The sequence below is a fragment of the Paraburkholderia jirisanensis genome (assembly GCF_054782355.1).
This window is the reverse complement of sequence record NZ_BAAGSQ010000033.1, coordinates 780,613-795,201: the sequence shown is the minus strand read 5'-3', so window position 1 is coordinate 795,201 and position 14,589 is coordinate 780,613. Positions and strand designations below refer to the sequence as shown.

The window sequence follows — 14,589 nt, the reverse complement described above, 5'->3', positions numbered from 1 at the left end:
ATGGCTTTGGCTAAGGCCATTGTGCGCAATGCGGGGGATCACGAAGTTTGGATTGTTCTGAACGACCTGTTTCCCGACTCCGTTGAGATAATTCGACACGCGTTCGTCGATCTATTACCGGCAGATCGCATTGCCGTCTTTTCGTTGCCGCCGTTGACGCTGTACCGAGGAATCGACGATTGGCGCGCCAGTGCCGCAGAAATGATTCGAGAACATGCGGTTGCCGAACTGGAGCCCGACATTGTTCATATCAGCAGCCTCTTCGAAGGCTATGTCGACAACTCCGTCACGTCGATCAAAAGGCTCTATCCCGAAACGCTGACAGCGGTGACGCTGTACGATTTGATCCCGTATCTGAACCCTGACAAGTATCTGATCGATGCGGGTTTCAAGCAGCACTACATGCGAAAGATTGAGGCGCTTAAGCGCGCCAACGTTTTGCTCGGGATATCGGCGTATTGCGGCGAAGAGGCTGCGACTGAACTGGGCGTCCCGCGCGAACGGATAACCAATATCTCGACCGCCGTTTCCGATGCGTTCAAGCCAATCGAGCTCGCTGAAGCTGAGCGAGAGGCGCTCCTCGTTAAATTCGGCATCACGCGTCCTTTCGTGATGACCACGGGCATCGTCGAGCCACGCAAAAACCTGGACGGGTTGATCGTCGCATACTCGCGTTTGCCTGCTGAATTGCGAAAGCAGTATCAGCTATTCATGGTTTGCCAGGCGACCGAATCCAATTCGGAAAAATTGTATCAACTGGCGAAGTCAAATGGCCTTTCGCAAGATGAGCTTGTACTTGCCGCCTATGTTTCAGACAAAGAGCTCATTGCGTTATACAACCTTTGTCAACTGTTTGTCTTCCCGTCGCTGCACGAGGGTTTTGGCCTCCCTGCACTAGAGGCGATGGCGTGCGGTGCAGCGGTAATCGGATCAGGTACCACAAGTATTCCGGAAGTCATCTGTCGTGAAGATGCGCTGTTTGATCCTCTGGACTTGTCGCAGATAACGAGAATGATGCAACGGGCGCTTGTCGACGAAACGTTCTGGCACTCGTTGCGCGAAAACGCCATCGAGCGTGCTAGCAAGTTTTCTTGGGACAAGACAGGTCAGCGCGCGCTGAAGGCATTTGAAGAAGCATTTGCATCCCGCGCGGCAAGGGAGGCGCTCAGTGATCCTGCGGCATCGAGAGCGCCAACGGATGTGAATGTGCCTGCAACGAGCCGTTATCGTCGTCTGATCGATGCCTTGGGGAAGATTGGTCTGCCGTCCACTGAGGGCGACTTTCTCGTGAGTGCGGCTGCAATCGCTGCCAACCAGAGAGCGGGGCGGGTTCCTCAGTTACTCGTCGACGTGTCCGTACTGTGCCATGTCGACGCGAAATCGGGCATTCAGCGTGTCACACGGTCTATTTTGCTTCAGTTGTTGAAGATGCCGCCGCCGGGCTGGCAAGTTCGACCCGTCAGGCTGGATCGAAGCGTGATGGCGTATCGGTACGCCAACGAGTTCTGGCGTACGGTCGGGGTAGGGCAGACGCCTGTCGACGACGCTGACGAATGGCTGGACACGCAGCAGGGTGATATCTACCTTGGCCTTGACCTCGTGGCAGATTGCGTGCCGCCCGCAGAGCAGTGGTTTGTTCAGCAACGTCGGCGCGGAGTGAAGATCTATTTCGTCGTTTACGATCTGCTTCCGGTCATGCATCCAGACTGGTTCCCCGAAGTTATCGCCTTATGTTTCCCGCCGTGGCTCAAGACTATTTCGCATGTGTCGGATGGCTTGATCGGCATTTCGCGTGCGGTCGCCGATGATTTGCGCTTGTGGCTCGATACTGCGCCTGTCAATCGCCTACGTGATCTTAAGCTCGGCTATTTTCATCTGGGCGCTGACATCGAAAGCAGTCAGCCGTCGAAGGGCTTGCCGCCTGACGCAGATCGGATCCTGCAAGCACTGCGGTCCAGGCCGACCATTTTAATGGTGGGCACGGTCGAGCCGCGCAAGGGTCACATTCAGGCTGTCGCCGCGTTTGAGAGGCTTTGGGCGGAGAATATCGATGTCAATTTCGCCATTGTCGGAAAAGCCGGGTGGGGCTTGGCTGATTTTGCGACGAAGCTTGAGCAGCATCAAGAGCAGAATAAACACCTTTTCTGGATGCAGGACGCGAGCGACGAATTCCTTGAACTGGTCTATGAGGCTTCGACGGTTCTGCTGACTGCCTCTAATGGCGAGGGTTTTGGGCTGCCGCTTATTGAGGCCGCGCAGAAAGGTTTGCCAATTATCACGCGTGATATGCCCGTTTTCCGAGAGGTGGCGGGGGAACATGCATATTATTTCAGCGGAGATTCGGCCGAGGCGTTGGCTGACGCTGTCAAAGGATGGATTCGCCTACACGGAGTAGGGCAGGCACCTGTCTCGACGGGTATGCCATGGCTTACTTGGGCGGAAAGCGCAGAGCAGATCAAGAGTGTTCTGCTGGAAGCACGATGGTACGAAGCTTGGGTACCAGTAGATGCACGTAGCTGAGTTTCGATCCATGTGAGAACGGGAGCTTCGTCGCGCCTTGTCGCGACGGGTGAGATTGTCCGACTGGCACACCCCTTACGTTGCGAGGACGACGATGTTCTTGAAGAAGCGTAGTTCGACGCATGGTGGGCCGATCGCCACAGCACGGCATTGCAGGAACTGATTGGCCGCACAAGGCGGATCCTGTCGCAAAAGCAGAAGGACAAAAACAAGCTCTACGCGCTGCATGCACCGGAAGTCGAGTGCCTGGCTAAGGGAAAGGCGCGCACGCCGTACGAATTTGGCGTCAAGGTGTCGATCACGACCACGCATAAGGAAGGACTGGTGGTCGGCGCACGCTCGATGCCGGGCAACCCGTAGGATGGCCACACGCTGGCCGAGGCGCTGGAGCAGGCGGCGATCCTGAGCGACGTCGAACCGAAATCGCCATTGTCGATCGCGGCTACAAGGGTGCCGCAATCGACGGCGTGAAGATCTACGATCCGGGCTTGCGACGCGGCATCACCCGCACGCTGCGCGCGATGATCAGGCGGCGCAGTGCCATTGAGCCAGCCATCGGACACATGAAGGCCGATGGCAAACTCGGCCGGAACTGGCTTAAGGGCGCGCTGGGCGACGCGATCAATGCGGTTCTATGCGGCGCCGGTCACAACCTGCGCATGATCCCGAGAAAACTGCGGCTTTTTTACGCCCTTGTTCTTGTTGAATTGCTCGGCTGCACCACCGCCAGCAGTGCAATTGCATAAGACCGACTCGCGCAAAACGATTTGTTCTGGGCCGACTAGGATAATGGTGCATCCATGCGGAGCGCGCCATGAAGAAGAGTCGATTCAGCGATGAGCGGATTGTTAGGATTTTGCGGGAAGCAGATAGTGCACCGATTGCCGAGGTGGCGGAGCGCCACGGTGTGAGCGACGCGTCGATCTACGCGTGGCGCAAGCGTTTCGGCGAGATGGTCAGCGATGATGTGAAGCGGCTGAAGGCGCTGGAGCTGGAGAACAATCTGCTGAAGAGGTTGGTCGCTGAACGGGACCTCGAAATTGAGGTGCTGAAGGTGAGCGTCACGATAAGCTCCCCTTGGATCGCTCACGGCACGACGCGCAAGGCGCCGCTGGCGCTGTTCGAGCTCGAGCGGCCACTCATGCTGCACTGCCGCCGGTCGCGCCCGATCTGGGCACCCGGCACAAGGTCTCGGTGCATCGCGACTGTCACGTCGCCCATCAGCGTGTGCTGTATTCGGCGCCGTTTGCGCTGGTCGGCAAGACGCTGTGGCTGCGTGCGACCGATGCCTCGGTCAGCCTCTATGACGACTACCGGCTGGTCGCCTCCCATGTGCGGGGCCGCCACCCTGGTGAACGCCTGACGGTACGCGATCACCTGCCGCCCGAGGCCCTCGCGTTTCTAGCACACGACCGGCAGTGGTGCCTCGAGCTGGCCATCCGCGTTGGCCCCGCGTGCACCGGACTCATCGACCTGCTGCTGTCCGATCACATTCTCGAGCGCCTGCGTGCCGCACAGGGCGTCATGCGTCTGCAGCACACCTACGGGCGCGCTTCGCCTTGAAGCGGCCTGCGCGCGTGCGCTCGCCCAGGGCAGTCCGTTCTATCACACGGTGAAGTCCATCCTTGCCGGCGGCTTCGACCGGCATCCGCTGAACGACACGGGCGCCGCGGGCGAGCCCGTCCATGTTCCCGGCGCGCGTTTCGCCTGCAACGCGCAATCGCTGTTCGCTCCCGACGCCGACGCGCGTCACTGACTCAAGGAGTCCGTCATGCAGCCCATGCCTGCCCTTACCCCGCACCTGAAGCAGCTGCGCCTGTCCGGCATCCTCGATTCGCTCGAGGCGCGCAACCGTCAGGCCATCGACGCGAAGCTCTCGTATGTCGACTTCCTCGTGTTGCTCATCGAGGACGAAGTGGCGCGTCGCGAGCAGAAGAAGTTCGCGCTGCGCATGCGTCGGCCGGCGTTCCGCACCAGCAAGACGCTCGAGCAGTTCGACTTCGAGCGGCTGCCGCAGCTGAACCGCGCACTCGTGCACGACCTGGCCGGTGGCCGGTATCTCGGCGAACACGCGCCCGTGCTGATCGTCGGGCCCTGTGGCACCGGAAAGAGCCATCTGGCGCAGGCGCTGGGCCACTGCGCGGTGCGCCAAGATGCGGATGTGCTGTTCACTACCTGCACCCAGCTCACAGCCAGCCTGAATGCTGCGTGTGCCACTGGCGCCTATGAGCGCCGGCTTGTGAGTCTCGTGCGCGTCGAGCTGCTGATCATCGACGACTTCAGGCTCAAGCCGCTTCGTCCGCCGGCTGACGAGGATCTGCACGAGCTGATCGCCGAGCGTTACGAGACTGCCTCCACCATCGTCACCAGCAACCTTGACCTGACCGAGTGGGATCAGGCGTTTCCTTCCAACCGTCTGCTGGCTTCAGCCACCCTCGACCGGATGCTCACAACGCATATTGCCTTGTGCTGGACGGTAAGTCGTATCGCAGTCCACGACACCTGCCCGGGCATACTCCCAACCTTGCAAACGGCAGCCAGACGGCCCATTCTTGAAACCATCACGATGTCCGTTTCTGATCACTTCTGCTGGCGCGTACATGCCGGAAATACCCGGCTCCTTTATGCCGGAAGGTGACTATGGGACGTCAGCGCCACCAGCTTGCACAACACGACATGGTGGGGGCCGGCGGGCGCCGTGCAGAATTTTCACCACTCGCCTCGGCTCGAAGTCGGCGCGCTAGTTGGTGCGTCGGTCGAGTACAAGCACCTGGTCGTGCGGTACAACTATGCCTTCACGAAGCCGCGCCATTACGACGATGTGAACGTGCACCAAGGGTGGAAGGGGGCCCGCATGTTGACAGCTTATTTTGCATATTGATGTCGATTATCAAGCTTTTGACGATCTTGAGATCGTGCGAGCATCCCGGAGCCAGACGCGACGGCGTTTGATGTAGTATCTGCGATTCCTGTCAACCGAATTGTTCAAGCGGCCGCCCATGAAACAAACCATAAGACTCGACGAACTCGATCAGATGCTATCCGAGCACGGGAAGGGGGTGACATATGACGCGGAGGCGGCCAACTCATTGAATCAGTACGAGTTGGTCGTGCCAGATGGCCTACCCGACGACCCCTTCAGCGGTGAATACATTGATTTCCAGTGGAAGTTGTACGAAAAGATAGCTGGGAAACCTTACTCCCTGCAAAACGAGTCGATTCCGTTTGATGTTGACGAGGCCGTAAATCAGCCATATCCGTACAACATTGGTGGAACTCTGACCGTCGGAACGCAGTATCTTGCAATCGGCTCAATTCTGCGCGCCATGGATTTACCGCGCGGGTCGCGCGTTATCGAATTTGGGGCTGGATGGGGAAACACTTCAATCGCTTTAGCAAAAGCCGGTCTTGACGTAACAGTTGTTGATCTCGAACCACGGTTTTGTGACCTAATCACGCGGCGCGCTGCAAAAGAGGGCGTCTCAATAAATGCTGTGAATGCAGATTTTCTTTGGGCAGAGACATACGGTGGCCCCCCGTTTGATGCCGTACTGTTCTTCGAGTGTTTCCATCATTGTCACGACCATCTGAGATTGCTAAGAGCGCTTCATAAAATGGTCAGGCCGAACGGGAGAGTTTTTTTTGCAGGGGAACCGATCTCTGATGCATTGCCAATGCCGTGGGGTGTACGGCTATCCGGGGAGGCACTTTGGGCGACCCGAAATCACGGATGGCTGGAACTGGGATTTTCAGTCCAATATTTCGAGCAGGCGCTATGCTTAACCGGTTGGCAGGGGAAGTTAAAGCCTTCATCGGACACCATCCTTGCGAATGTATGGGAGGCTAGCCAGTTCGATGTTGCATCTTTGTCTTATTCCGCCGCCGGGGAGCCGATATTCAGTCCTGTTGCCCACCGAGATAATCAGGGGTTGATAGTTCGCAATGCTAGCAATGCTTGGGGTTTCCATGGGCCATATGTGACCATCCCAGAGGGGCGTTGGCTGGCCCGCGCTCACCTTCGACGTGGAGATGCGAAGACGGGAGCCGCTCGCTTCGACGTGTGTTCGAGAAATGGAGGTCTGATCCTAAGTGAATTGGGAATCGACTTAGCTCGTCACGTCGGCGATGTCATCGAAATCCCTTTTGCAGTAAGTAAAATTGAAACGAGAACAGAGCTTCGTCTTTTTTGCGAAAAGGAAGTCTCTCTGTCTGTAGATCGGGTGGATTTTGTGAGAGCGTAGGTATTCCGAGACTATCTTGCCGTATGGGTGCAGACACCGCCATCATCGGCGAGTGCATGTGTCACACGTCAATGTGGAACGCTGGCTGAATCTCAACCACGCAGAAGCGCCGGATAGTGCTGCGCGGCACTATCTCGCGTAAAATCCCACCTGATCAGTCAGAGACCACAGATGAGCCAACCGAAGCCCCGCCTTCCCGAACTCGACAGCCTTCGGGCACTTGCCGCGATAGGCGTGATTGGCTGGCATTACACGAATCACTTTAATGCTTCGCCGCTCGCCAACATAATGGCGCCCTTTTATCGACATGGTCTCTTACTAGTCGACTTTTTCTTCGTGCTCTCTGGTTTCGTGTTGGCACGAACTTACTGGACCGACGGTAGGGCGGGGGCATTTCTGATCAATGCTAGAGATCGCATTGCCCGCATCTACCCGCTGCATTTGGCGATGCTGTGTGTTGTGGCGACTCTGCAATGGGTCCTCGTAAATCGCCTGCATGATCCGGCGTTCATCTATACATTTAATGACAAGCGTGATTTTGCCCTCAACCTGCTTTTGCTGAATCGAACTGGGCTCGAGCGCGGGTTTTCATACAACGCGCCATCGTGGTCCATATCCACTGAGTTTGTCGCCAACGCGGTCTTTTTGATGTCAATAGTTGCGCCACGAAAGATTGCATCGACCATTATGGCTGCTATTTTTGTGCTATCCGCGTCGATTGTTATACATAATGGACTAATCAGTAACGCCGTTACTACCGGAATCGATAACGACGTTTTTCGTACGCTAGTTGGATTCTTTCTGGGTGTCGCGCTTCACTCTTTCGATCGGCGCGTCGTTGCCCGTCTCCGATTGAAGGCAGGTTTTTGCGATGTGATGTCCATAGCATCAGTTTTCGCATTTTTGTACTACTGCACGAAAGGCAACTTCACTGCGAACTCAGACCTCTCGATAGCCGCGGTGTGTTTCCCAGCACTTATTATTGGCGCCATGCGCGGCGCAACGGTCACTGCATTGCTGCGGATTCGCCCACTCATATACTTGGGAACAATATCATACTCGATCTATTTGGTTCACTTCCCTTTGCAGCTCGCCATTCATTTGATAAGCGTGGTGCTCGCTACCAAGATGCCTTATGCGAACGCCTTTTTCCTAATCGGTTTCATGTTTGCAACGATCGCTTTAGCGTCAATTACCTATCGATTCATCGAATTGCCCGGCAAACGCATCTTGCGCAAATTTCCGCGCAGTTCAAACGTTATAGCTACGACCTGAGCGAGGCTGCGTGCCGCAGACGTCATGGCCCGGCGGGGGCGGAATGCATTGCTGGATCGCCTCCGGAAGGGCGTCGTAATACGTTTTCCACCGAGTATCCGAGGCGCTTATTTCGGCTTGGTTGGGATACAAATTCGCATCTTGCTGACAGCCAAAATAAGCTATCACTGCAGTTTGTTCTTGATCCGAAAATTGGACGTTTATCGAGGCCATTTGGAAAAGCTGGTCTGGATATCTAGGCTTTGCGGCCGATGAAATATTCTCAGCGGATGTCCATCTTAATCAGGCCGATGCCCATTTGGATGCGGCAAAGTTTGGTCATCTGATCGAGTATCGCAAGCATGATCTTGGCCAGTATATTTTTATTCGTGCGAGAAAGACTGGGCCCGATGGCGGCAAAAGACCCGGCTGGCTGTATCGATCCTATAATCCCTCGGAAACGGACTGAGCAATACCGAGAGTGCGACGGCAGCGGGACATGTGCTGCCGTCCACCGCTAAACGTCAGCTTTTTTTCCGTACCACTATGCCGGCGGATGTCGTCACATGACGGCCGAATTTAATTTTCAAATGCGGTGCATCAGCGTACGGCGGCAGATCGACGTAGAAGTCCAAAAAATGTGAATCCGGCGCGACAACGAATGGCTGAACTTCGTGACCAGCCTTCCTAAGACGCTCGACTAGCTCTTCGAGATCGCGGCGCCGGTAAAGTACGGTGTGGCCTTCTTCGATTGTTTCATCGTTGGACGACAGATTAAATTCTGTCGTGTGGACGGCGACACCCCCGGGTTTCAGGGAGTGTTCGACGCTGTTGATCACAAACTGCATACCGGCTTCTAGCGAGCCAAGATGTTCAAAGCTGCAGCACGACCAGGTGAAGTCGAAGCCCGTTAAGTGGTCGTCGATCGCGTTCATGTCGCAAAAACCATGTGACACGTTCATCTCGAACATGGCGTCCGAGACAATCTTCGGGAACTTGAGTTCTGCAAGACTATCGCTGTGTTGACCGGTTTCCGTCCAGCCGCTCGCAACGCCGATTTCTGGCGGAGCATCAGTTGCCAGCACGCTCACGCCGCGAGCAGCGAATACGGATGGTAAGCGCTCTTGGCCGACACCGAAGCCGATTCCACGATTTCCCTCTTTCAGTACACCCGCTTGGTCGAGATGATGAAACACGAAAATCCACTCCCAAAGTTTGCGATGAAATTGCAAACCATGGTCCAAGACTCCACAAATCTCTGCGTATCGCGGATGCAAGAAGTCTGCAGCACTGCAAGTGGAAAACGGCAAAAAAGGCTTATCCGTGGACCAGTGCGAGGGCTGCGGCAAGTAGATATGCTCTCGGAGCGCTCTTGCTATGCGTGCATCGAGCGTTTGCTCGAGCGTCGTCAGCTGTTGCCGGAGTACATCAACCTCCTGTTGTGGGGAGGTTGATGAGATCGCATCCCGAACTTCACCCAGCGCCTTTCGCTGTGAATGAGCAAGTTGCAAGATGTTGTGATTAATGCTCAAGAGCGCAGAGTATGCGCTAGCCAATTGGCGAAACGGAGTGATATGTCTAATGGCCATCATATTCGTTGTTAAGATCGCGACCGATGAATGCCTCCGCTCGCCTAGGACCGGCAGCCGACCGTGGCATTCCGGATGAGGCTTGCTTTGGAAATATTGTCAAGTTTAAGGTGTAAAATCCTGTTTGACAATTGGACTTTCAAGATGGTGCGTCGCTATTTTTCCACGCAGTGGAATTGACGATGGATGTCGGTCGATGCTGCGGACTTGTTCAGCTACCGCAGGGCATGACTGCTGCACCTGGTGTTGTTATCTGCCGCGGTCGTTATTTTCGCTTCAGTAAGCGAGTTGGGATTTTGTGCAAGGAAGCTCTTTAGGGAACAAGGGCTTATATTTATTTCTCGTCATCAATGGCTTCATTACGGTGTACGTGACTCATCGTATCGATGGGTTCATGGCATATGTGCCTACTTTTAACATCAAACGATTTCTCAAAATTTGGCCAATTACATTCGTACATGACCAACAACGGGGGCGAGGTAATAGAGAAGTTGGCGGCAATCGGAGCGCCGCTGGCGATGGTTGGTGGATGAGACGCAGACGATCGTTCGGAGCCGGCGAGACGGTCTCGATGGTGGGCGATTGCGTCGCACCAATCTGAATCAACTGTTTCAGCGGTGCGAACTGCATTAGGGCGGCAGTCTGCTCGGCGGTGAGCGAAAGCGAAGAAGTGGTGTCGGCGTTCGAACTAGGCGGTGCGCTAGAGCTGATAAGACGTTGCGACATCAGCTAGAAGGCCACGGAGAATGAGATATCTTCTCCTTGCTGGGACGACCAGTGAAGCGGATTTGCGATGTTCTCGGGGTGGCACGCTCAAACATCGAGGTAAATAACGCGCAGGCCGCTGGCTGGCGAGATAATTGTGGCGCACGCCAAACGGCGATACGCGCCTCGTCGAGGAAATCCGGCTGTTCGTTCGAGCTGCCGAGCTGTGACTATCATTGCGTTCGCGGCCAGTTGCAAAGTGGGCTGGAACTGCGATGCGAGGCACGGAGCAATGGCATGCGTATATCGCATGTTGCGTATGCATGGTCTGTCTCTTCACAGAGGGCCTGCATGGCCTCGCATCGAATGGCGAGATCGGAGCGCCGTCCAGAATGCAACCAGCGATCGATTTACGCTGACGGATTCGTCAGGGCAAGGCGAGTGCGCTAGTGCGCTGTTAGCCTGATCGACTTGATGCCGAGCCCGAGCACGCGACCATCTTCTGAATCGCCAAGTTGCAGCGGCGACACAGCGTCGATCCCCTTGAACACGATGTTAAGTTTTCCCGAACGCGCAATGCTTTCGGGAATCTCGACCGAGCGACTTCCGGTGGGCGCCTCGTGCGTGTAGGTCCAGCTTCCGATATTTGTGCCGTTCACGACGATGTCAACGCGTTGCGAGGGATGCTTCTCGTTCACGTAAACCATGCCGTCAGCCGTCAGCATGAGCGGTCCTTGCACCGGATCGGCAAGCGTCATGTTCAAGATTCCTCCATCTCCGTTGGTCCAGCTACCCCACGATTCTGGGCCACTCCATCCATTCGATGCGAAGTTCCAACCAGTGCCGTTCGTGTTGAACGTTAGGGTGTCGCCAAGGCGATAGATGCGCAGGCATGCTGGATCGATGATCGTGTATTCGTGCGATGCGGCGTATTGTGTGCTGCATGCCCGATCAACGACGGGCGTGTTGCGAACCATCGCGAACTTTGCGGCGTCCCTGATTGGTGTACCGACCACCCACGAGCTGACACGCTCATCGAACGGATGCTTGAACGGTCCCATCGACACCATGACGTTGCCCATCACAGGAATTCCGTCGACATCAGAGACGAAATCGCCCGGTTTGAAGTTTGGCAACTCGTACCGAATGGCGTGGTCTGCGTATGCCAGCGCGCGCACAATCGGCCCAACGGGCGTGGAAAAACTATGCAGCACGGTCAGCGACGCGGCCCCCGCTAAGACGGGCGCGACCGCCCACGCTGGCATCTGCCATTTCGGAGATGGGATAAAGGCTGCGAACACGCGCACGGCGTTCATGATGCCGAGCGTCACGATGATGAACATGTGTTTCTTGACGGCATAAGCCGACCCTGCGCCTTCGACCTTTAACGCCGCGAGTTGCAAGAACACCAAGCAGACGGCGGCAACCATGGCACAGCCGATGACAGCGTCGGTTCGCTCTCCGCGCTCGCGGTAGCAGCGCCACAGGTTCCACAGGCCGAAGAAGCCGCACACGACAGCGACGGCCGCGAAATTGCTATAGCCGAATGTGAGCCAGCCGTCGTTTGTCGAGATGTTGCGCATCGCGCGAAACGCCGGATTTTTGACCGCGATCACCGCTGCGCCGGCCAGCAACGCAACAAGCGCCGTAACTGGTGCGAGTATGCCTGTGCGTTTTCTCCACGCCTCGATGATCTGGAAGGCCATCAACACGCAGCCCGTTGCCAGAAGGTGAAGTGGCGCGAGCGAGTGCACCCACATCGCGAACCAGCTGACCACGAGTAGTACGACAACCTGCTGCCAGATCGTGCGCGTGCGAACGAGCCATAGCAGTATGCCGAAGTAGAGCACATCGGTGACGAGCTGCGAGTAGAAATAGTTGAGCACTACCTCCCAGCCAATCATTGAGCGGGTGAATTTAAGCGCGACGAAAGCGCCTGCCAGCAGAAGCACACGCACAGGAGAACTCGCACCGACGAGGCGCACGATCAACACATAAGAGAAGTAGACAGACGCGATCGATACGAACGTGATAGCGACGATTCCTGACATGCCGGCAGCCCAGCCGACAACCGCCGCGATCCAGTGAGATCCTGCTGGATAGTAGGACATCGACTGAATATCGCCGGGCAGCACGGTTCCGTATCTCATCAATTCGTCGACGAGAATGAAGTGCTGCATCAAGTCGTAACTGTTGCCCTGAATGTAGCGGCCGAACTTGAATAGGAGAATGGCGAGCACGCCAAGCGTGAGCAGGGTGGGCGCGAGTGTCCCCTTTTTTGGGTCGTTCATGTTTTGGTCGGCTTAGCGCCTGAACATATTGATAGTTGAGCGCAGGGGCGCGGTCAGCGAATAATACATCAGCAAAAGCACGCAAGAAGCGACAGCGCCGGAAGCGTGTGACCAGGTGTGTCAGCGTCCAGCGACACATATCAGTTTTCGTACTCTAGCTCTTCAATGATTCGGCAGCACGTCCGCTCGAGACCTGTCGGTCAAGAGCATGCAATCATAGGAGCTGCTTGTCGTGCTGATGCACGCGATTCTCTTGCGCCGAACAGTCAGCGCTGATACCCACTATTAAGAGCAGCGTGTAAGTCAAAGAGCGATATCGGCCGATTATGACATCAAATTGATGTGAAACGAATAGAGTTGTGACGGCATTTAACTGGCGCATATAGAATTGCGGTCGGGCCAATTGACCAAGGCATCGTCAAGACCTCGCTACGCCTGCCGAGGCGTATCCATGCAGACCTCGGTCGAGGGGCGCCGGGATGGCTGCTATATTGCCCGTCGTTTTGAATGCAACGTGAACATCGTCCCGGTGTAGTCGTCCGCTCCGCACATCGCTTCGATCTCAGGGGGCCGCTTCTTTGATTCGACCTTTACCACTTCCGGGCGAGAGGCAAAGCCGCATGACGGTGCGCTTGGTGGCGCGCTGTCATGCGCACATATTTGCTACAGACAGGCGTTGATCGCTTTGGCAACTGCGCGCCCTTCGCGGATCGCGTAGTTCGTACCTCGATCTTCGGGATAGATTTGCGCCATGGTGGAAATGGTGGCGTTACTGAAAGGTGTTGCCTGACCTGGTACGTATTTCGAATAATCGCGTTCGGTAACGGGTTGCGCGTATTCTGCACGCCAAACGCGGAATTCCTCGACCCAGGATTCGCTGAATTCGGGAAACATACGCTGCAAGTGCTCGATCGCAAAATCGAGATACTCCTTGTCTCCGTATGACCAGACAGGGTCTTGCGTCGCGAGATAGCGTGAGATGAATACGATGTGCTTGCCATCATAATTCTCAGGCGCATCGAAGTTCGTATGTTCAATTACGCCGACGAACGGAAAACCCGGGTCATTCACGTTTAGCCAGTATGTATCGGACAGACTGCGGTCCATTTGCAGTACCAGACACATGTTGCCGAGATAATTCACCCGTTTGAGCGAATCAAGCCATTTCGGGTCAGCAGCGCCATCAAAAATCTTTGCGATAACCGCAAAGGAAGGTGTCAGCAAATACTCTTTTGCGACGACGGCACCGTCTGGCGTGTTCAACGCAACAACGCGGCTATTTTGAGTGCGTACGCCGGTAACATCCGTACCGTAACGAATTTCGCCGCCACGTCGAACGATTTCGTCGGCCATTGCCTGAGCGAGCCGTCCAAAGCCACCTTTAAAATACGCGAGTTGTTCACCGCCTTGCTTGTCACGCGTGCTACCGCGCAACACGAGCTTCTTCCAGAACCAGACTGCGTTGACGGCATCGGCAAACACCGAGAATTTCGACTCGATGAGCGGTTGCCAGACGATACGGAAAACATTCTTGCCGCAAAGGGGCTCAAGCCATTCCCGGATGGACAGATGCTCAATGGTCCGCCAGTCTTTGATCTGGCGAACTTTGAACACAAGCAAGCCAAGACGGATGCGATCAATAAGTGAGAGTGGAGAAAATTTCAACAGATCCAGTGGAGTGGACAAACGCCACAGCTTGCCGTTGAAATACATTCCGGTTCGCGAAGGCAGCGTCACGATCTGGTCTTCGATACCCAACTCGCGCGCGAGCTCCGGCACGAAAACATCATTATTGAACCAATGATGATAGAACTTTTCGATCGTCACGCCGTTTTTGAATTCGAATGTTCCAGCGAGCCCACCAGGCGCGTCGTCCCTTTCGATGATCAATACTTTGCGCCCTGCGCGGGTGAGGTCAAGGCCAGCCGTCAGACCCGTAAAGCCAGCGCCGACAATGACCACATCATGTTCGTTGCTCATTTGATAGAA

Annotated in this window: 8 protein-coding genes and 3 pseudogenes; 8 read left to right on the top strand and 3 right to left on the bottom strand. The window is 55.7% G+C overall.

The features are described 5' to 3' along the window. The 8 genes and pseudogenes from ACYVNQ_RS35545 (at position 1) to ACYVNQ_RS35510 (ending at position 8,036) form a co-directional block, all read left to right on the top strand. Positions 1–2,520, top strand: a complete 2,520-nt coding sequence (locus ACYVNQ_RS35545) for a glycosyltransferase family 4 protein (protein WP_460910062.1) — start codon at positions 1–3, stop codon at positions 2,518–2,520. 147 nt (positions 2,521–2,667) lie between these two features. Then, positions 2,668–3,266, top strand: a pseudogene (locus ACYVNQ_RS35540) (transposase); the annotation flags it as partial. 68 nt (positions 3,267–3,334) lie between these two features. Then, a pseudogene (locus tag ACYVNQ_RS35535) lies at positions 3,335–3,574 on the top strand (transposase); the annotation flags it as partial. A gap of 23 nt (positions 3,575–3,597) precedes the next feature. Beyond that, a complete protein-coding gene (locus ACYVNQ_RS35530; RefSeq protein WP_460910060.1) occupies positions 3,598–4,083 on the top strand; it encodes a Mu transposase domain-containing protein in 486 nt (161 codons plus the stop codon). A 49-nt stretch (positions 4,084–4,132) separates the two neighbouring features. Further along, positions 4,133–4,276, top strand: a complete 144-nt coding sequence (locus tag ACYVNQ_RS35525; protein WP_460910058.1) for a hypothetical protein — start codon at positions 4,133–4,135, stop codon at positions 4,274–4,276. A 15-nt stretch (positions 4,277–4,291) separates the two neighbouring features. Then, positions 4,292–5,076: pseudogene (gene istB, locus ACYVNQ_RS35520) on the top strand (IS21-like element helper ATPase IstB). Between the two features lie 443 nt (positions 5,077–5,519). Then, complete coding sequence (locus ACYVNQ_RS35515; protein WP_460910056.1) at positions 5,520–6,761, top strand: class I SAM-dependent methyltransferase; 1,242 nt, start codon at positions 5,520–5,522, stop codon at positions 6,759–6,761. A 171-nt stretch (positions 6,762–6,932) separates the two neighbouring features. Then, on the top strand, positions 6,933–8,036 hold the full coding sequence (locus ACYVNQ_RS35510; RefSeq protein WP_460910054.1) for an acyltransferase family protein: 1,104 nt from the start codon (positions 6,933–6,935) through the stop codon (positions 8,034–8,036). Positions 8,037–8,539: 503 nt separating this feature from the next. Here ACYVNQ_RS35510 and ACYVNQ_RS35505 read toward each other — a convergent pair. The 3 genes from ACYVNQ_RS35505 to ACYVNQ_RS35495 form a co-directional block, all read right to left on the bottom strand. Then, positions 8,540–9,547 carry a hypothetical protein gene (locus ACYVNQ_RS35505; RefSeq protein WP_460910052.1) on the bottom strand — a complete coding sequence of 336 codons (1,008 nt, stop codon included), beginning with the start codon at positions 9,545–9,547 and terminating at the stop codon, positions 8,540–8,542. Positions 9,548–10,755: 1,208 nt separating this feature from the next. Next, entirely contained in the window at positions 10,756–12,600 is a 1,845-nt protein-coding gene (locus ACYVNQ_RS35500; RefSeq protein ID WP_460910050.1) for a hypothetical protein, read from the bottom strand. 663 nt (positions 12,601–13,263) lie between these two features. Next, positions 13,264–14,580, bottom strand: coding sequence for an NAD(P)/FAD-dependent oxidoreductase (locus ACYVNQ_RS35495; RefSeq protein WP_460910048.1), 1,317 nt, complete (start codon positions 14,578–14,580; stop codon positions 13,264–13,266). Positions 14,581–14,589: the final 9 nt, after the last annotated feature.

Excerpts from the sequence above, each read along its gene's own strand:
- ACYVNQ_RS35495 (WP_460910048.1), bottom strand. The coding sequence starts at position 14,580 with ATGAGCAACGAACATGATGTGGTCATTGTCGGCGCTGGCTTTACGGGT.
- ACYVNQ_RS35545 (WP_460910062.1), top strand. The coding sequence starts at position 1 with ATGGCTTTGGCTAAGGCCATTGTGCGCAATGCGGGGGATCACGAAGTT.
- ACYVNQ_RS35515 (WP_460910056.1), top strand. The coding sequence starts at position 5,520 with ATGAAACAAACCATAAGACTCGACGAACTCGATCAGATGCTATCCGAG.
- ACYVNQ_RS35500 (WP_460910050.1), bottom strand. The coding sequence starts at position 12,600 with ATGAACGACCCAAAAAAGGGGACACTCGCGCCCACCCTGCTCACGCTT.
- ACYVNQ_RS35510 (WP_460910054.1), top strand. The coding sequence starts at position 6,933 with ATGAGCCAACCGAAGCCCCGCCTTCCCGAACTCGACAGCCTTCGGGCA.